The organism is Streptomyces sp. NPDC012935, from assembly GCF_042900345.1.
In the GTDB taxonomy this organism is placed as follows: domain Bacteria; phylum Actinomycetota; class Actinomycetes; order Streptomycetales; family Streptomycetaceae; genus Streptomyces.
In genome coordinates this window covers 71,691-89,194 of sequence record NZ_JBIBBC010000004.1, presented here as the reverse complement: position 1 = coordinate 89,194, position 17,504 = coordinate 71,691, and the positions used below count along the sequence as shown (strand labels likewise).

The 17,504-nt window shown below is 69.4% G+C and carries 14 protein-coding genes; 3 read left to right on the top strand and 11 right to left on the bottom strand.

What is annotated here, in order from left to right; translation table 11 throughout:
* Positions 1–164: 164 nt before the first annotated feature.
* Both ACFY5C_RS12225 and ACFY5C_RS12220 read left to right on the top strand, forming a co-directional pair.
* Positions 165–1,118 carry a M48 family metalloprotease gene (locus ACFY5C_RS12225; protein ID WP_389443534.1) on the top strand — a complete coding sequence of 318 codons (954 nt, stop codon included), beginning with the start codon at positions 165–167 and terminating at the stop codon, positions 1,116–1,118.
* Positions 1,115–1,666: a zinc ribbon domain-containing protein gene (locus tag ACFY5C_RS12220; RefSeq protein WP_389443532.1), complete on the top strand. Its 552-nt coding sequence runs from the start codon at positions 1,115–1,117 to the stop codon at positions 1,664–1,666. Before ACFY5C_RS12225 ends, ACFY5C_RS12220 begins: the two co-directional genes overlap by 4 nt.
* Positions 1,667–1,672: 6 nt before the next feature.
* Here the strand turns inward: ACFY5C_RS12220 and ACFY5C_RS12215 are convergent, their stop codons facing one another.
* The 10 genes from ACFY5C_RS12215 to ACFY5C_RS12170 all read right to left on the bottom strand — a co-directional run bounded on the left by ACFY5C_RS12215 (position 1,673) and on the right by ACFY5C_RS12170 (position 14,681).
* A complete protein-coding gene (locus tag ACFY5C_RS12215) occupies positions 1,673–3,769 on the bottom strand; it encodes a caspase family protein (RefSeq protein ID WP_389443530.1) in 2,097 nt (698 codons plus the stop codon).
* A complete protein-coding gene (locus tag ACFY5C_RS12210) occupies positions 3,766–4,143 on the bottom strand; it encodes a hypothetical protein (RefSeq protein WP_389443528.1) in 378 nt (125 codons plus the stop codon). The genes ACFY5C_RS12215 and ACFY5C_RS12210 overlap by 4 nt, the downstream gene beginning before the upstream one ends.
* 136 nt (positions 4,144–4,279) lie before the next feature.
* The gene (locus tag ACFY5C_RS12205) at positions 4,280–5,950 is read right to left on the bottom strand and encodes a pyridoxal phosphate-dependent aminotransferase (protein WP_389443526.1); all 1,671 of its coding nucleotides are present in this window, start codon (positions 5,948–5,950) and stop codon (positions 4,280–4,282) included.
* Positions 5,951–6,133: 183 nt separating this feature from the next.
* A complete protein-coding gene (locus tag ACFY5C_RS12200) occupies positions 6,134–7,279 on the bottom strand; it encodes an aldose epimerase family protein (RefSeq protein WP_389443524.1) in 1,146 nt (381 codons plus the stop codon).
* Between the two features lie 69 nt (positions 7,280–7,348).
* Positions 7,349–8,593, bottom strand: a complete 1,245-nt coding sequence (gene mmsB / locus ACFY5C_RS12195) for a multiple monosaccharide ABC transporter permease (RefSeq protein WP_389443522.1) — start codon at positions 8,591–8,593, stop codon at positions 7,349–7,351.
* Positions 8,590–10,140 (bottom strand): multiple monosaccharide ABC transporter ATP-binding protein, encoded by a 1,551-nt coding sequence (gene mmsA, locus ACFY5C_RS12190; protein WP_389443520.1) that lies wholly within the window; start codon positions 10,138–10,140, stop codon positions 8,590–8,592. The genes mmsB and mmsA overlap by 4 nt, the downstream gene beginning before the upstream one ends.
* Before the next feature lie 32 nt (positions 10,141–10,172).
* Complete coding sequence (gene chvE / locus ACFY5C_RS12185) at positions 10,173–11,285, bottom strand: multiple monosaccharide ABC transporter substrate-binding protein (protein ID WP_389443518.1); 1,113 nt, start codon at positions 11,283–11,285, stop codon at positions 10,173–10,175.
* Positions 11,286–11,424: 139 nt separating this feature from the next.
* Entirely contained in the window at positions 11,425–12,387 is a 963-nt protein-coding gene (locus ACFY5C_RS12180; protein WP_389443516.1) for a hypothetical protein, read from the bottom strand.
* Between the two features lie 129 nt (positions 12,388–12,516).
* Positions 12,517–13,521, bottom strand: a complete 1,005-nt coding sequence (locus ACFY5C_RS12175; RefSeq protein ID WP_389443514.1) for a zinc-binding dehydrogenase — start codon at positions 13,519–13,521, stop codon at positions 12,517–12,519.
* The gene (locus ACFY5C_RS12170) at positions 13,518–14,681 is read right to left on the bottom strand and encodes a mandelate racemase/muconate lactonizing enzyme family protein (protein WP_389443512.1); all 1,164 of its coding nucleotides are present in this window, start codon (positions 14,679–14,681) and stop codon (positions 13,518–13,520) included. Before ACFY5C_RS12170 ends, ACFY5C_RS12175 begins: the two co-directional genes overlap by 4 nt.
* A 313-nt stretch (positions 14,682–14,994) precedes the next feature.
* Here ACFY5C_RS12170 and ACFY5C_RS12165 point away from each other — a divergent pair, with 313 nt between their 5' ends.
* A complete protein-coding gene (locus ACFY5C_RS12165) occupies positions 14,995–16,074 on the top strand; it encodes a hypothetical protein (RefSeq protein ID WP_389443510.1) in 1,080 nt (359 codons plus the stop codon).
* Positions 16,075–16,100: 26 nt separating this feature from the next.
* On the opposite strand, the gene ACFY5C_RS12160 is transcribed toward ACFY5C_RS12165, so the two are convergent.
* Positions 16,101–17,483 (bottom strand): diacylglycerol/lipid kinase family protein, encoded by a 1,383-nt coding sequence (locus ACFY5C_RS12160; RefSeq protein WP_389443508.1) that lies wholly within the window; start codon positions 17,481–17,483, stop codon positions 16,101–16,103.
* Positions 17,484–17,504 lie beyond the last annotated feature (21 nt).

Here is a 17,504-nt window from a genome sequence, read left to right as displayed (position 1 = left end):
ACCCCCTGACCGGCGACAGGCTGATCCCTTGAGCCGGGCGGCGTATTTCCCGTCAAAAGAGGATCCGGGCGGGCGTCCCGCTGCACCACGATGCAGACGGGCCGGGCGGAACGGGGGACTCCCGGGGCGTCGGCCTGCAATGGCCGCACCTCTGGGGGGAACCTGTGAAACACGCGTCCTTCGACATCCATGACATTCTCCATCCCCTTGATCTCGCTGCCCGACAGCAGCTGGAGAAGATCCCGGGGCTCCAGATGGGGGTGAAGAAGTACCGCAGCCTGGTCGCGGACCGCCGCGACCGTGCCATGTTGCTGTCCAGCGCGATCCGTCTGGGCCCGCGCCAGGTGCCGGACGTCCACAAACTGCTGCCGCCGATCTGCGCGTCCTTCGGCATCGAGGAGCCCGAGCTGTATCTCATGTCAGGACCGGCCAACGCGATGACGATGGGGCACTCCAGGACCTGCATCGTGATCCACAACGAGCTGCTCCTGGACCTTCCCGAGGACGAGATCCAGGCGGTGCTGGCTCATGAATGCGGCCACATACTTGCCGAGCACGTGCTCTACCGGCAGATGTCGATCGCGCTGTTCAGCGGCATGGGATCGCTGGGCGGCAAGGCCGGGATGGTGGCCGCGCTGTTCTCGGAACCGCTGAAGGTGGCGCTGCTGGACTGGTACCGCAAGAGCGAACTCACCGCGGACCGGGCCGCGGTGATGTTCATGGGAGGCCCCGAGGAACTTCAGCGCGCCCTCTTCCACCTCCACGGGATCCCCAAGTGGCTGCCGAAGGAGCAGATCGACTACGCCGCGTTCGCCTCCCAGGCCGACGAGTTCGAGGCGGTGATGAACGAGACGAAGCTCGACCGCTTCCTCCTGCGACAGATCGACAAGGAGATGACCCACCCGAACCCGGCACTGCGGCTGCGGGAGATCGGGCGCTGGGCGCAGTCGGAGACGTTCCGGCAAGTCCGAGCGATCGCGCAGGCTTCAGGCAGCACAGGGACCGGCGGGGTTGACAGGGACGACTGCAGCGGATGCGGCCGTCCGGTCCGGGCCGACTGGCTGTTCTGCCAGGGCTGCGGAAACGAGCTCAGGACCACGGCGGGGGCAGGCTCATGAGCGCGTTCAGCAGCGAGAAACTCATCGCCGTCGTGGTTCCCGACCTTGCACCGGTGGCGGACGATGTGGTCGCCCACTTCAAGGAACGGGGTTACGAGACCGTCTGTATCGCGGTGCCGGCCGGCGGACACGAGGTCAGCATCACCAAGGGTGGCGTGTTCAAGAAGGCGCTCGGTCTGCGCACCGCGCTCAAGATCGAGATCCTGCCGCAGCCGACAGGGACGCTGGTCCGGGCGGGAGTCGGGATCTTCGGCAAGCAGGCGGTACCCCTCGCGATCGCCATGCTCGTCACCTGGCCGGTTCTGCTGACGCAGATCTGGGGGCTCATCAACCAGGCCGGGCTGGACGACGAGGCGATCAAGGTGACCGAGCTGAGTCTGAACCGCCTGTCCCGACTGGCGGGTCGGCCGGACACCGCGGGTGGGCCTGCCCAGTCACCCGACGGATCGCCTGGGTTCTGCCATCGGTGCGGCCAAGCACGGTCCACCGGCGCCGACTTCTGCACGAAGTGCGGCGCTCCGCGATTGGACCACATGGCAGCCACCTAGCGCCGGTCACATGGTCGCCACGTAGCGGGAGACCGCGGCGACCGCGTTCTCCACCACGCCCCGTACCGTGGCCAGCGGATCCAGCACTCCCGCGCTCCGCAGGTCGGTCACCGCGCCACTGACGCACTCGAACCCGGCCGACACATCGGCCGGGTCGGTGTCCAGCAGGGCCGTCACACGGTCGGGATCCTGGCCCGCGTTGCGTACGAGCTGCCGCAGCGGGGCGGCGAGCGCGGCCCGGAAGAGTACGGCGTCCGCGCCGAGTGCCTGCCCGGCGCGGTACAGCCCGGTCCCGCCGCCGGACAGCACACCGGTGCGGGCCGCCGAGCGGGCGACGGCGAGCGCCCGGACCGCCGCCACGTGTGCCGCACTTCCGGTCGGGCCCGCATAGACGCGGAGCCGCCCGCTGTCGGACGGTGCCGTCCCGGGAAGCCCGGTCACCGTGGTGGAGGACGGTGTGACCAGCGCCCGGCCGGCCAGGCCGAGCGGGTGCCCGGTCAACAGAGCGTGGCCGGTCCGGGCGCACAGTGCGTCCCAGTCGACGACGGCGTCCGTGGGGCGCACCACCACTGTCCCCGCGAAGAGATTGTGCAGGGAGCTCATGGCGAAGACGTCGACACGCGGTGCGATGATCAGGAGCGGTTTCCGCTCACGCCAGCCGATCGGCTGCAACTCCTCGACCGGCACCTTTCCTTCCGGTGCGACGAGAACATACGGCTCGTGGAGGGCCACGGGACGACTGGCGGAGTTCGGCACCAGGACCGACGTGTCCAGGGTGAGCCTGCTGACGAAGGAAAGCCCCGGTTCGGGGTCGGCGGCGGCTCGGGTGCCGGCGGCGATCTCGACCTGGTCCGATCCCACGCGGGTGACCGCCGACATCACCAACTTCCCTTCCTCGGCGTCCCCGAGGGTGGTCGTCACGGCCTGGTCCAGTTCTGCCTGCGAGGGCGCTCTCAGGTCGTCCCGCCGCGGCCGGTCCAGTCGGCGCAGGACGGCAGCGGCCTCCTCCTCGACGCGGTCGGTGACCTCCTCCCAGCGGGCGCCGGCGCGTACCGCCGTATGGATCGCGGAGAGCAGCTCATCGGCGACGATCGCGGCGGTCGCGGCCCCGTCGCCGTAGTCCCGGCGCATGTCCGTCATCACGCCATGGACCAGTTCCATACCCGGCAGCCACCGGGGGACGGTCTTCTCGACGACCGCTTCGAGTGCGGCGAGGGAGTCCGGGCCGCCGGGGCCGAGAAGGGGCCGCACCGCGCTCACCCCGACGTGGATCCCCACGACGAGATCCGAGGCGTCCGTCCTCGTCTCCGCGGCTTCGTCCCTCCCCGGGGCGCCGCGCCGACGCTGTGAGAACCATCGCAGCGCGCCCGACCATGGATTGCGCATGAGCTGGAGCTCCCGAACCGTGTCTTCGTGGCACTGCGCCGGTCGTGGCCAGCCACGGTCGATCATGATCTTGCGGGTCCAGTCGAAGAGGTCCCCAGGGGTGAGATACGGCCGTCCGCTGGGGACTCCGTTGCCGATGACCTCCAGCAGCCCACCCGTGAACGCGGTGTGCCGGTGGCCCGCGGGGGCCTTGCTCGGCAGGGTGGAAACCGTCGAGGACAGAACGTACGTCCCCTCGATGCCCAGTTGCCCCATGACTAGCGAGGACGCGTCCGCCATGACGCCGACCGCTCGCCCGCTGTAGCAGCAGTCGAGGACGACCACGAGTCTTCGGGCCCGACGGACCGCGAGGATGTCCCGGACGTCGGAGTATCTCAGCCCGGTGAGCAGCGGCAGCTTGGGGCTTGTGCGGCCGGTGGCCAGAATCAGTTCGCCGGTGTCCTCATGGATCAGTCCGTGCCCGGCGTAATAGACGAGCAGGGTGTCCAGGGTCTCACCCGCGGCTTCGGCCAGTACGGTGCTGACATCGGCCGGATCCCTCTTGTCCGGCAGGACGACGCAGCGTTCCGGAGGCAGCCCCCATCTGGCCGCGTCACGGAGCGCCTCGGCCAGATCGGTGAGGTTGTTGCCGACAGAAGGCAGACCATCCAGGTCCTCGTACACCCCATTGCCGATCAGCACCGCCATGGACTGGAGCGGATCGGCGGTGTCGGTCACGACGCCTCGTCAGCGGGTGCCTCGTCCTCGGGGCCGGACTGTTCCTCAAGAACCCGGTTGATCAAGGCGGCGGGATCCTTGACGCTCGCCTCCACTTCTACGCTGCCCCGCGGGCCCTCGATCCGTATCCTCACCGGCGTCACACGGCTCTGCAGCCACACCGAGACGGTCTCGGCCAGCATCGCCCCGGCACCCCCCGCCCCGAAGGACGCGAGGAGGATTTCGCTGACCCCACCCATGTCGCCCGGGCGGGTCACGGGCGCCGGGCGGGTAAAACGGACCTGCCGCAGACCGGGCTCCCGAAGGAGCCACTGCTGCAAGGAACGCAGGTCCGCTTCGACCTGGTCGGACTTGACTGTGATGGTGATGTCCACGTTTGTACTGTGCCACGGCAGGTGCTTCCGCCGAGGCCGGATCGCGGAGATTCAGGGAGATCGGGCGGGCGGGTCGAGGACGGTCGAACAGGCCGCATCCGTGGGCGAGTTCAGCTCCACCAAACCTGCGCCGGGCTCACCCGACCTGCCCCATCCCCGCCGCATTCGGCCAACTCTGACTGTTCGGCCACCCCGTCGCCGGCGCCGGAGTAAGCCCCGGCCCAGTAGTCCCCCGCACCTGCGCGGCCGTAAGCCCACCGCGGGCCGGCACGCCGGGCGGCGTAGGCGCGGGCATCGCCGCCGCGGCGGGTGCCATCGGCGCCATGGGCGACGGGAACGGTGTCGGAGCGGGCGCCGGAGCAGGAGCGGGCGCAGCCGCCGGTACGGGCACAGGTACGGGCACAGGTGTGGGCATCGGCGTGGGCATGGGCGTGGGCGCCGGGGCCGGAGTCACCGGAACCGGCGCGGGCATGGGCATCCCCATACCCTGCGGAGGCACCGCGGCAGCGGCCGGCGCCACCGGCTGAGGCTGAGCCGGTGCAGGCGCAGGTGCCGGCATGGGCGACGCCATGGCCTGGGCGGCAAGCCCCGGCATCCCCGCACCGTTCGTGGAGCTGACCAACCGGTCCACGGCCGCCGTACCCGAGCTGTAGTTGGTCCCTGTACCCAGCTCGGGTACGGCGGCTCCCCTCCTGGACCCGTAGAGCACCTGCTCCAGGCCGGACACCAGGCGACGCACGTCCACCTGGGGGCGCACCACGAGTCGCAGGAAGCGGCTGGACGAACCGATCTTGTTGCCGCACTCGCGGACCAGGATCCGGTGCTCGGTGAGCAGCCGATCCCGGACCACGGTGCCTTCGGCGCCCACGGGGAGGCGTACGAAGAGGAAGTTGCCCTGCGACGGGTAGACCGTCAGGCCGGGGAGCGAGGACAGCTGGCTGGCCATGTCGAGGCGGTCCCTGCGCACCTGGTGCAGGCTCTGCGCGTACTCGGCGCCGTGGTTCTTCAGCATGAACACCACGTGCTCGGCGAAGGCGTTGAGGTTCCACTTCGGCAGCATCGAGCGGACCATGCCCGCGAGCGCCGGGTTGGCGACCAGGTAGCCGAAGCGGATGCCGTGCAGGCCGAAGTTCTTGCCGAGGGAGCGCAGGACGATCACGTTGGGGCGGATCATCGCCTCCTGGACGACCGAGGGCTCCTGCTCGGCGTCGGCGAACTCCAGGAAGCTCTCGTCGATGATGACGAGGTCCAGGTCGGCCATGGCGTCCATGAACTGCACGAGCGCGTGCTTGTGGAGGTAGCCGCCGTCGGGGTTGTTCGGGTTGCAGATGACCGCCACCCGCGTCCCCCGGGCGCGGATGAACTCGGCGTACTGCGCGAGGTCGAGGGCGAAGCCGCTGGACTCCTGGAGCGGGAACATGTCGACCCGCTTGCCGGTCTCCATGGGCTGGTCGGTCCAGCGGCCGAAGGTGGGGACGGGGATGGCGAGGGACTCCCGGACCATCAGGTGGTCGATCCAGGTGATCAGCTCCGTGGAGCCGTTGCCCATCGCCACGCACTGCGGCGGGAGTTGGAGCAGACTGCACAGCTCGGCCGTGATCGTGTCCGCGCTGCTCGGGTAGTACGTGATGATGTCCCGCAGCCGGGCCCCCATGTCCTGGAACATCTCCGGCGTCGGGAAGTACGGGTTGCAGGGAATGCAGAAGTCGACCGGACCGGCCCCGTCGCCGCCCTCACGCGTCAGCGCCGCCATCGACGGGCTGTGTGCCGCGGTGCTGCGGAACAGCGAGGTGACGTTGTCGGCCATGGAACCTCCGTATGGGGCGGGCCCGGCGGGGACGACCGGGCCCGTCGTCTTTGGGTGGCCCGCGCGGGGGAGCACGGGCCGCCCTTACATACGGAGGCTGGGGTGGCGCTGTTCAACCACTGAGGAATCGGTGAGAACTTGTGTGCCACCTGTGAAGAACCGTCAGAGACGGTCGTAACGGGCTCAGCAGCTGAACGAGTGGACCGTCGTCGAACGGTACGTCTGCCCAGGTCGCAGCACCGTCGAGGGGAACGACGGCTTGTTCGGCGAGTCCGGGAAGTGCTGCGTCTCCAGGCACAGCGCGTCACCCTGCCGGTAGGTACGGCCGCTCGTGCCGACGAGGGTGCCGTCGAGGAAGTTGCCGGAGTAGAACTGCAGGCCCGGCTCGGTGGTCGCCATGCGCAGGGTGCGGCCGGAGGACGGGTCCTTCAGGGTGGCGATCCACTCGGGGCGCGGCGAGATGCCCTTGTCGAGGACCCAGTTGTGGTCGATGCCCTTGCCGTACAGCAGCTGCTGGTGGGCCTCGCGCAGGTCCTCGCCGATCGCCTTGGTGCGGCGGAAGTCGAAGGGGGTGCCCCCGACGGGGGCCAGCTGCCCGGTCGGGATGAGGCCCGAGTCGACGGGGGTGTAGCGGGAGGCGTCGATCTTCAGCTGGTGGTTCTCGATCGTGCCGCTGCCCTCGCCGGCGAGGTTCCAGTAGACGTGGCTGGTGAGGTTGACGACCGTGGCCTTGTCGGTGGTGGCCGCGTAGTCGATGCGCCAGTCGCCGTACTTGGTGAGGGTGTACGTCACCTTCACCTTGAGCGTGCCCGGGTAGCCCATCTCGCCGTCGACGGACGTGTAGTACAGGTGCAGGCCGACGTCGGAGCCCTTGGTGAACGGCTCGACGTCCCACACGCGCTTGTCGAAGCCCTGCGCGCCGCCGTGCAGGCTGTTCTCGCCGTCGTTGACGTTGACCTGGTAGGCCTTGCCGTCGAGCGTGAACCTGCCCTTGCCGATGCGGTTGCCGTACCGGCCGATCAGGGCGCCGAAGTACGGGCTCTTCGCGGCGTAGTCCTCGATGTTGTCGAAGCCCAGGGAGACGTTGGCGAGCCGGCCGCGGCGGTCCGGGATCTCCAGGGACTGCACGACGCCGCCGTAGGAGAGGACCTTCATGCGGGTGCCGCCGTTGGCCAGCGACCAGCTGTGGACCTTGGTGCCGTCGGCAAGCTTGCCGAAGAGCGACTTCACCGGGGTCCTGCCTCCCGTGGCGTGTGCGCTGCCGATGGTCGCGGCGGTGATCCCCGCCGCCGCGGCTCCGGCTATGACCGTACGTCTGCTCATGTCCATGTGCGGCTCCTGCTCAGGAAGTTGAACCGAGAGTGGAAGGGCCCCGCCTTCCGACAGGGCCCCTTGGACTTACGAACCGACCTTGCGCTTGTTCCACACGTCGAACCCGACCGCCGCCAGCAGCACCAGGCCCTTGATGACCTGCTGCCAGTCGGTGCCGATGCCGACGAGGTTCATGCCGTTGTTCAGCACGCCCAGGACCAGGCCACCGATGATCGCGCCGAGGACGGTGCCGACGCCGCCGCTCATCGACGCGCCGCCGATGAACGAGGCCGCGATCGCCTCCAGCTCGAAGTTGAGGCCGGCCTTGGGAGAGGCCGCGTTGAAGCGGGCGGCGAAGACCAGACCCGCCAGGGCCGCGAGCATGCCCATGTTCAGGAAGACCAGGAAGGTGACCTTCTTGTCCTTCACACCCGACAGCTTGGCCGCGGGCAGGTTGCCGCCGATGGCGTAGATGTGGCGGCCGATGATCGCGTTGCGCATCACGTAGCCGAAGCCGACGAGCAGCACGCCCAGGACGAGCAGCACGATCGGGGCGCCCTTGTAGCTGGCGAGCAGCAGCGTCAGCGTGAGGATGGCGGCGCCGAGCGCGACCAGCTTCAGCAGGAACAGGTTGAAGGGCGGGACCTCGAGGGAGAACTCCTGCTGCCGGCGGCGGTCACGGAACTCCTGGAAGACCACGAAGGCGACCATCGCGAAGCCGAGCAGAAGTGTGAGGTTGTGATAGTTGGTGTTCGGTCCGACCTCGGGCAGGAAGCCGTTGGCTACCTTCTGCAGCCCCTCCGGGAACGGGCCGAGGGTCTGGCCCTCCAGGAAGATCTCCGTCAGACCTCGGAAGATCAGCATGCCCGCGAGGGTCACGATGAAGGACGGTATGCCGCCGTAGGCGATGAAGAACCCTTGTGCCGCACCCGCGAGGGCGCCCATGGCGAGGCAGAGGATCACCGCCACCGGCCACGGCAGATCGTTCTTCACCATGAACACGGCCGCCATCGAGCCGATGAACGCCGTCAGCGATCCCACCGACAGGTCGATATGGCCCGCGATGATGACCAGCATCATGCCGATCGCGAGGATCAGGATGTAGCTGTTCTGCAGCACCAGGTTGGAGACGTTGCGCGGCAGCAGCAGGTCGCCCTCGGTCCACACGGCGAACAGCACCACGATCAGGCCGAGCGCGATCAGCATGCCGTACTGCCGCATGTTGCGGCGCATACCGTCCATCACCAGCTGGAGCAGGCCGGCGCCCGCGGCCCCCGAGCTCTTGCCCGGCGGCGCGGGGGCCGGGCTCTTGGCGGTCACATCCGTGCTCATCGGGTTACCTCTTTGTCCTTTGTCATCTGACGCATCAGCGATTCCTGCGAGGCCTCGGCCCGCGAGAACTCGCCGGTCAGCCGCCCCGCGGCCATCGTGTAGATGCGGTCACACATGCCGAGCAGCTCCGGCAGCTCGGAGGAGATGAAGACGACCGCCTTGCCCTGGGCGGCCAACTGGTCGATGACCGTGTAGATCTCGTACTTGGCGCCGACGTCGATGCCTCGCGTCGGCTCGTCCAGGATCAGCACATCGGGACCCGCGAAGATCCACTTGCTGAGGACGACCTTCTGCTGGTTGCCGCCGGACAGCTTGCCCACCGGCTCGAAGACGGTCGGCGCCTTGATGTTCATGGACTTGCGGAAGCCCTCGGCGACCTGCCGCTCCCCGTGCTCGTCGACCACGCCCCGCTTGGCGACCTTGCCCAGCGCGCTGAGCGAGATGTTGCGGTTGATGGTGTCGATGAGGTTCAGGCCGTAGTGCTTGCGGTCCTCGGTGACGTACGCGATGCCGTGCTTGACCGCCTCGGGGACGGACTTCGTACGGATCTGAGTGCCGTCCTTGAGGACCGTGCCGCCCGCGTAACGGCCGTACGTCCGCCCGAAGACGCTCATCGCGAGCTCGGTGCGGCCGGCGCCCATCAGGCCCGCGATGCCGACGATCTCCCCGCGCCGCACCGACAGTGACACATCGTCGACCACCTTGCGCTGCTGGTCGATCGGGTGGTGCACGGTCCAGTTGCGGATCTCCAGGGCGGGGGCCGCGCCCTTCTCCGGCTCGTGCGGGGTGCGCTCGGGGAAGCGGTGCTCCAGGTCCCGGCCGACCATCCCGCTGATGATCCGGTCCTCGGTGGTCTCGGGGGCCTTCACATCGAGCGTCTCGATGGTCTGCCCGTCGCGCAGGATCGTCACCGAGTCGGCGACCTTGCGGATCTCGTTGAGCTTGTGGGAGATGATGATCGAGGTGATGCCCTGCTTCTTCAACTCCAGGATCAGATCCAGGAGTTTGCCGCTGTCCTCGTCGTTCAGGGCCGCGGTCGGCTCATCGAGGATGAGCAGCTTCACCTTCTTCGACAGCGCCTTCGCGATCTCCACCAGCTGCTGCTTGCCCACGCCGATGTCGGCGACGCGGGTGTCCGGGTGGTCGGAGAGACCGACCCGGCGCAGCAGCTCGGTGGCGTGCCGCAGGGTCTCCCGCCAGTCGATGAACCCGCCCTTGGCGTGCTCGTTGCCGAGGAAGATGTTCTCCGCGAGGGAGAGGAACGGCGACAGCGCCAGCTCCTGGTGGATGATGACGATGCCGCGGTGCTCGCTCGCCCGGATGTCCTTGAACTCGCAGACCTCCCCCTCGAAGAGGATGTCCCCCTCGTAGGTACCGTGCGGGTGGACGCCGGAGAGGACCTTCATCAGGGTCGACTTGCCGGCGCCGTTCTCCCCGCAGATGGCGTGGACCTCGCCCTGCCGGACGGTCAGCGTGACGTCCGACAGCGCCTTGACGCCGGGAAAGGTCTTGACGATCGAGCGCATTTCCAGGACGGGTCCCGCCATGGTCGTGCCTTCCAATCAGAGTGGGCCGGCGGTTACTTGAGGTCGCTCTCCTTGATGTAGCCGGAGTCGACGACCTCCTTCTGGTAGTTGGTCTTGTCGACCGCGACCGGCTCCAGCAGGTACGCCGGGACGACCTTCGATCCGTTGTCGTAGGTCTTGGTGTCGTTGACCTCGGGCTTCTTGTCGTTGAGCAGGGCGTCGACCATGCCCGAGGCGACCTTGGCGAGCTCGCGGGTGTCCTTGTAGACGGTCATCGACTGCTCGTCGGCGATGATCGACTTCACCGAGGCGACCTCGGCGTCCTGACCCGTGACGACCGGCAGCGGCTTGCTCTTGGAGCCGTAGTCGTCCGACTTCAGCGCCGACAGGATGCCGATGGAGATGCCGTCGTACGGCGAGAGGACCGCGTCGACGCGCTCGCTCTTGTAGGCCGAGGTCAGGATGTCGTCCATGCGCTTCTGGGCGGTGCCGCCGTCCCAGCGCAGGGTGGTGACCTGGGTCAGCTTGGTCTGGCCGGAGCGGACGACGAGCTGCTTCTTGTCGATGTAGGGCTGCAGGACCTTCATCGCCCCGCCGAAGAAGTAGCGGGTGTTGTTGTCGTCGTTGGAGCCGGCGAACAGCTCGATGTTGAACGGGCCCTTCTTGGAGCCGTCCTTCAGGCCGAGCTTGTCGACCATGTAGTCGGCCTGGAGCTCGCCGACCTTCTCGTTGTCGAACGACGCGTAGTAGTCGACGTTCTCCGTGCCGAGGATCAGGCGGTCGTAGGAGATCACCGGGATGTCCGCGTCCTTGGCCTGCTGGAGCACGTTGTTCATCGACTTGTTGTCGATGGCCGCGACGATCAGCGCCTTGACGCCCTGCGTGATCAGGTTCTCGATCTGCGAGACCTGCTGGTCCGGGTCGTCCTCGCCGTAGACCAGCTTGGTCTTGTAGCCCTTGGACTTCAGGTCCGCGACGACGTTGTTGCCGTCGGCTATCCAGCGCTCGGAGGACTTGGTCGGCATCGCGATGCCGATGGTGGCTCCCTCGGAGCTGCCCGAGTCCTCCTTGGAGCCGCCCTCGCCGCTCTGGCCGCAGGCGGTCAGGGTCAGCGCGAGGGACGCGGCGGAGGCTATGGCGGCGAGTGCGGCTCTGCGAGTACGCATGATCATCATCCTTGATGTGTGTGAGCAGGGCTCGGTCGGGCGGTGCGAAGACGCTTCGAGGACTGAACGGAGTAGAGCGAGGGTGTGTGGGATTGTGTTCGACTGCGTCTTCTTCTGTGAAGGGGGTTTGTCCGGAACGTTATGCGGGAGTTTCGAATCGCCTCAGCGTTCCGGGCAGCCGTGAACCGAGAGGCGCCATGTCGCCGTCAGCTCCGTGCCGTGCGAGCAGGTCCAGTGCCAGCCGTCCGCGCCGTACGCGTTCCCGGGCGGTGGCCAGCGTCAGGTCCCGCATGTGGTGGCCGTAGGGATAGATGCCGGGGGCCTTGGAGAGCCCGAACTTCAGGTAGAGCGGTGCGCCGCGCCGGATCAGCTCGGCGACCTCGTACATCCGCACATAGCCGCCGAGGTCGTCGGGGGCCTCGATGTACATGTCCATGGGGGCGGCGGAAACCCGCCGTATCTCGGTGAGATGGTCGAGCGTCAGGTCGCTGGGCACGTTGACCGAGTCGGCGCCGAGGTTCTCGTACACCGCGTAAGCGGCCGGGTTGACGGGTCCGATCAGCGCGCTCACCTTGAGCGTCGTGTCGGCCGGGATGATCCCGGCGGCTCTCGCCCGGTGCAGCGTCCACAGCACGCCCTCGTCGGCGACCAGGAGGCACTTCACGCCCAACTCCGTGGCCCGTACCGCATCCTCGATGCAACCGGCGACGGCGTCGTGGCCCCGGGCGCGCAGGCCGGCCCCCCGCGAGTCGGTGCGCGTGGAGCCGCCGATGTCCCAGGTGCCGCGCGGGCCGGTGAACAGGCAGAGCTCGATGTCACGCTCGGCCGTTGCCTGGACCATCTCGGTGATCTCGGTGTCGGTCAGCATCCACACGCCGCTGCCCTGGCTGATCCGGTGGATCGGCACGTCGAGCAGCGAGGCTTCCTTCAGGACGACGGCCAGCGCTTCGGGACCCTCGCACGAGGGGATCTCGGTGCGCCAGCGGCCGCCGCCAGGGAACGTGTGGGGCGAGGCGTCGGCGGGGGAGAGGTCGGGCGCGGCCAGGCCGAGGGCGGCGAGCGCCTGCTCACCGGGTCGGCGGGCTGCGGAAGCGTCGGTCACAAGCTGTCCTTCTTGTTCGATATGTCGGACGAGGTTCGCGGCTCAGGGTGTGCGGGGCCAGGACCTTGGGTGTACGCCGGTACGGGGACCGTCAGGTTGCCCCCGTACCGGCGTACGGCTGAGGGGCACTCAGGGGCGAAGGAGGACCTTGCCCACCTTCGGATCTCCGGACCCGACGAGCTCGATCGCCTGCGGGAACTCCTGAAGCGGCAACTCGTGCGTGACCAGCGGCAGCGGATCGAGCAGCCCCGCCGCGAACACCCGCACCGTGTGCGCCCAGGCATCCGGCGGCGCCCCGAACACGGTGTGCACCTCCAACTGCCGTACGACGAGATCGGTCGGGTCGAGTCCGTGGGCGCCCGGCGCCGGGATCCCCGTGAGGACGAGGCGCCCGCCGCGCCTGAGCAGGGCGGCGGAGGTACGCGCGGCGTCGGCGGACCCGGCGGTCTCGATGACGACGTCGAAGTCGTCCGGGAGCGGCTGGTCCTTCGTGCGGAAGTCGGTCGCCCCGTACTGCCGCGACAGCGCCTCCCGGTCGCCCCGCGTGCCCACCACGAGCAGCTCGGCAGGCGAGCCCGCCTTCAGGAACTGAACGGCGAACATGCCCAGCGTTCCGGTCCCCACGACCGCCACGCGCTCGCCCGGCAGCGCGTTGGCTTTGATCGCCGCGGCGGCGATACAGGCGGCCGGCTCCAGCAGGGCGGCGGCCGTCAGGTCGCAGTCGTCCGGCAGGACGTGCAGCAGCCGGGCCGGGAGCGTGAGCGTGGCGGCCATGGCGCCGGGCTGGGTGAACCCGGTCTCCTCGTACCCCGCGCTGCACAGCGTGGTCTCTCCGGCGTGACAGCGGTCGCAGACCTGGCAGTTGCGGAAGCCCTCGCCGACGACCTTGCGGCCGACCAGCGAGTCCGGCACCCCGGCGCCGACCGCCGCGACGGTCCCGGACCACTCGTGGCCCGGCGTGAGCGGGTAACGGACGTATCCCTCGGGCCGGTTGCCCTGGTACACCTCGCGGTCGCTGCCGCAGATGCCGACCGCGTGGACGCGGACCAGCGCCTCGCCGGCCGCCGGCTCGCGCGGCGTGTACTCGGTGAGCCGGTGCTCGCCGGGCGCCTCGACGACGACGGCGGTGCTCACTGCGTGCCCTTGGGCTTGCGCTGTTCCCAGCCCTCGGCCCACAGGTCGAAGCGGGCCTGCTGCTGCGGGAACTCGGCGGCGGCGTCGGCGTCGAACTCGACACCGAGGCCGGGGGCGTCGGAGAGGTGGAAGCAGCCGTCCTCGGGATTCACCTGCGGGGCGCCCTTCACGACCTTCTTGATCTCCGCGTCGGCGAAGTCGTTGAAGTGCTCCAGGATCTTGAAGTTCGGGGAGGTGAACCCGACCTGGAGGGAGGCGGCGGTGAGGACGGAGCCACCGACGTTGTGGGGCGCGACGAGTACGTAGTGGGTCTCGGCCGTCGCGGCGAGCTTGCGCGTCTCCCAGATGCCGCCGATGTGGCCGACGTCGGGCTGGATGATGTCGACGGCCTGGCTCTCGAAGAGCTCACGGAACTCGATGCGATCGTGAATCCGCTCACCGGTCGCGACCGGCATGTCGACCTTGGCGGCGACCTTCTCCAGCGCCTTCAGGTTCTCCGGCGGGCAGGGCTCCTCCAGCCAGGCCGGCTTGAAGGGTGCGAGCTCGCGCGCGAGGCGTACGGCGGTGGCGGGGGAGAAGCGGCCGTGCATCTCCAGCATCAGCTCGGCCTCGGGGCCGATGGCGTCGCGCACGGCCTCGATCAGGGAGACGGCGTACAGGGTCTGCTCGTGGTCGAGCTCGAAGTGGCCGGTGCCGAAGGGGTCGATCTTGAGCGCCTTGTACCCGCGCTCCATCACGCCCTGGGCGGCCTTGTGGTACGCCTCCGGCGTCCGCTCCGTGGTGTACCAGCCGTTGGCGTACGCCTTGACCTTGTCGGTGACCTTGCCGCCGAGCAGCTGCCACACGGGCACGCCGAGGGCCTTGCCCTTGATGTCCCAGCAAGCCATTTCCACCACGGCGATCCCGGACATCACGATCTCGCCGGCCCGCCCGTAGTCGCCGTACTTCATGCGGCGGACCAGGTCCTCGACAGCGAACGGGTCCGAACCGAGAATGTGGTTGGCCTCGGCCTCCCGCAGGTAGCCGATCAGCGCGTCGGTGTGGCCCAGCATCCGGGTCTCGCCGACTCCGGTGATGCCTTCGTCGGTGTGCACCAGGACGTATGTCAGGTTGCGCCACGGCGTCCCGACCACGTGTGTGCTGATTCCGGTGATGCGCACGGCAGTTGCCCCTTGCTGCGTCGTCGGCTCATTTGGGTTCGCATCCCGGCGTGTTCGAAATTTCGTCACACGTTCGAAATGCTGACGTGACAGTAGGGAGGCGGCGCCGGGAGTGTCAATGGGTCGAACGCATAACGGTTTCGACACCGCTTTCGATACGGATTTCGGGCAGTCGGTCGCGGAGTGTGGGGGGCGTGTCTGGCGAGTCCCGGCATATCCGTCAACTCGCCATGCCGGAACGGAAAGTTCCATACACAACTTTCACAGCTGTGACTATCTACGGTGCCTGTGCGGAACCTAGTCTTCCCGCGTCATGGACTACTGCCACCCGTGCCGACGGCACCTGAATGGCGCCCTCGCCTGCCCGGGGTGCGGCGCCGCGATCGAAGAGCTGCGCGTGTACGCGGGCGCCCCGAACGAGGTGTACCCGCAGATGGCCGAGCGGGGTGTGGGGGGCCGGGGGGCGTACGAGGGGTACGAGGGCCAGTACGGCGGCGCCACCGGTCAGTACGGGGAAGGCTCCGGGCAGTACGGGGTCGGCTCCGGGCAGTACGGGGAAGGCTCCGGGCAGCACGGGAGCGGTGCCGGGCAGTACGGCGGCGGCGAGTACGGCGCGAGTCGCCACGACGAACGCTACGACGACCGCTACGACGAAGCGGGTCCCGCGCAGACCGCAGAGGCTGCGGACACCGGCGAGTTGTCCTCGGAGGCTGCGCCGGTCCCGCCGGCTGGTGGACGGGCCGCGCGGCGGGCGGCGCAACGGCGTGGCCGGGGGCGCGGCCGTGACGAGTACGTCGTCGAGTACGAGGACTCGCATGACGACGCGTACGACGAGGAAGTGGACGGCGACGAGGGCGACGACCTGGACGACGGGTCCGCGTCGGCCGGCGCCAGCCGTCGCGATCGCAAGGCTGCCGCGCACCGTCGCCGCCGTCGCCGGGTCCTGCTGGTGGCCGCGGGCTTCGTCCTGGCCGCCGGGGGTCTGAGCCTCGCGGAACTCGGCATGGACGCCCCGGGCACGAGCCCCAAGCCCGCGGCCGCCGGGGACGAGTCGGCGGAGGGCGCGGCGTCGGAAGAGGTGACCGCGTCCCCGGAGGCGACGGACGGGACGCCGCGGACGGACGGGGACTCGCCGTCGGCGAGTCCCTCTGCGTCGCCTTCGTCCTCCAAGTCGCCCAAGGACGAGGACGAGAAGAAGGACGAGGACCAGACCCCCGACAAGGACGGCCAGTCGGCGCCGGCGGGCGGCGGCTCGGGCAACACCACCTCGGCGCCCACCCCGCCGTCCGACCCTGACCCCACGACCCCGAGCGAGGAACCGACCACGTCGGACCCGACCCCGGACCCGACGCCCACGGAGACCTGCGACCGGTTCCTGTGGTGGTGCACGTGAACCGGCCGTAGGCCGACCAGGATCGTTCACCTTCGCGAATGAGGATGCTCGTGACCGCCTGGGTCACGAGTGCGGGGCAACGCCAGCCGGCCCAGCGTCCGCCAGTCCATCCGCGGCCTCGCCACGGGCACGCCCGGACGGTCGCGCGGCACGCGGACCCGCAGGGCGCCGGGCGTGATGCGGCAGACGACGGGCGTGGGCAGCAGGAGGGCCTCGCCGTCCACACCGACCGGGATGTCAGGGGCGTCGGCCTCGACCACCGCCTCGTGCACGGCCAGCACCGTGAGCCCGCGCGACTGCGGGCCGCGCAGCAGCTCGGCTGCCTGCGCGGCGTTGTCGACCTGGACGCCGAGGACGCCGAGGGCACCGGAGTCCAGCCGCGCCCGCCGGCCGAGACCGGCCGCGTCGCCCCACTCGTAGGGGTTGTTGCTGATCAGGGCTCCTTGAGGAGCGTCGAGGACCACGTCCCGCGCGCGGACGGTCAGCCGGGGCCCGACCTGATGGGTCAGCAGGTCCGGGAGCTCCCGGAGAATGGTGGGCACCTTGTCGTCGCGGTAGGCGGGGCTCTGCACGACCGCCGCGTACACGCCGAAGGACGCGTTGTTGACGAAGACGCGCTCGCCGATGAGCCCGAGGTCGATCCGTACTTCGACGCCGTCGGTGAGCGCGTCGAGGCAGGTCGACGGGTCGCTCCGGTCGAGGCCGAGGTCCATGGCAAAGTGGTTGCGGGTGCCCGCGCAGATGACGACGAACGGCAGGTCGTGCCGGGCCGCCACACCCGCCACCAGTGCCTGCGTGCCGTCCCCTCCCGCGACCCCCAGCAGGTCCGCGCCCCTCGCCACGGCCCGCTCGGCGAGCTCCGCGACGTCCTGCGGGTGATCCGGATCGAGTACGGCGACGTCGGCGCCCAGGGATCGGGCCTTGGCCACGAGGTCGTATCTGCCGACCTTTCCGCCGCCGGAGCGCGGGTTCATGATGAGGAACGGTGTTCGCGGCGGTGCGGCCGGGTGTTCCCGGGGGCCGGTCCGGCCGGCGTCCGCGGCGAGGGCGGCCCGTCCGATCAGGAGCGCCGCGATCCACAGCGTCACGGCGGACAGCGCGGCCCAGAGCAGGCCCACCACGGCGTAGTTCAGCAGCAGGGCGATCGGCAGCAGGGCGGCGAGTGCGGCGGCCAGCAGCCGGGCCAGGCCGCGCCGGGAGAGCGCCCACCACAGGGCTGCGGCTGTCGCGGCGAGGCCCGCCAGGCCGACGGCCACCAGAGCGAGGCTCTTGATGCCGGCGGCCGTCAGCAGCACGGCGATCGCGGCTGCCGCGACCAGCAGGGCCAGGCGTGCCGCCCACCGCTGAGCCGCCGCACGGGGACCATCCGGCGTGCCGGACGTCCCGGCGGGCTTTCGCGTACCGCCCACAGCGGCATCCCACCTCGCGCG

Bases quoted from the DNA above. Each gene is read 5' to 3' on its own strand.
- ACFY5C_RS12220 (WP_389443532.1), top strand. From the start codon at position 1,115: ATGAGCGCGTTCAGCAGCGAGAAACTCATCGCCGTCGTGGTTCCCGAC.
- ACFY5C_RS12205 (WP_389443526.1), bottom strand. From the start codon at position 5,950: ATGGCCGACAACGTCACCTCGCTGTTCCGCAGCACCGCGGCACACAGC.
- ACFY5C_RS12200 (WP_389443524.1), bottom strand. From the start codon at position 7,279: ATGGACATGAGCAGACGTACGGTCATAGCCGGAGCCGCGGCGGCGGGG.
- mmsB (WP_389443522.1), bottom strand. From the start codon at position 8,593: ATGAGCACGGATGTGACCGCCAAGAGCCCGGCCCCCGCGCCGCCGGGC.
- mmsA (WP_389443520.1), bottom strand. From the start codon at position 10,140: ATGGCGGGACCCGTCCTGGAAATGCGCTCGATCGTCAAGACCTTTCCC.
- chvE (WP_389443518.1), bottom strand. From the start codon at position 11,285: ATGCGTACTCGCAGAGCCGCACTCGCCGCCATAGCCTCCGCCGCGTCC.
- ACFY5C_RS12165 (WP_389443510.1), top strand. From the start codon at position 14,995: ATGGACTACTGCCACCCGTGCCGACGGCACCTGAATGGCGCCCTCGCC.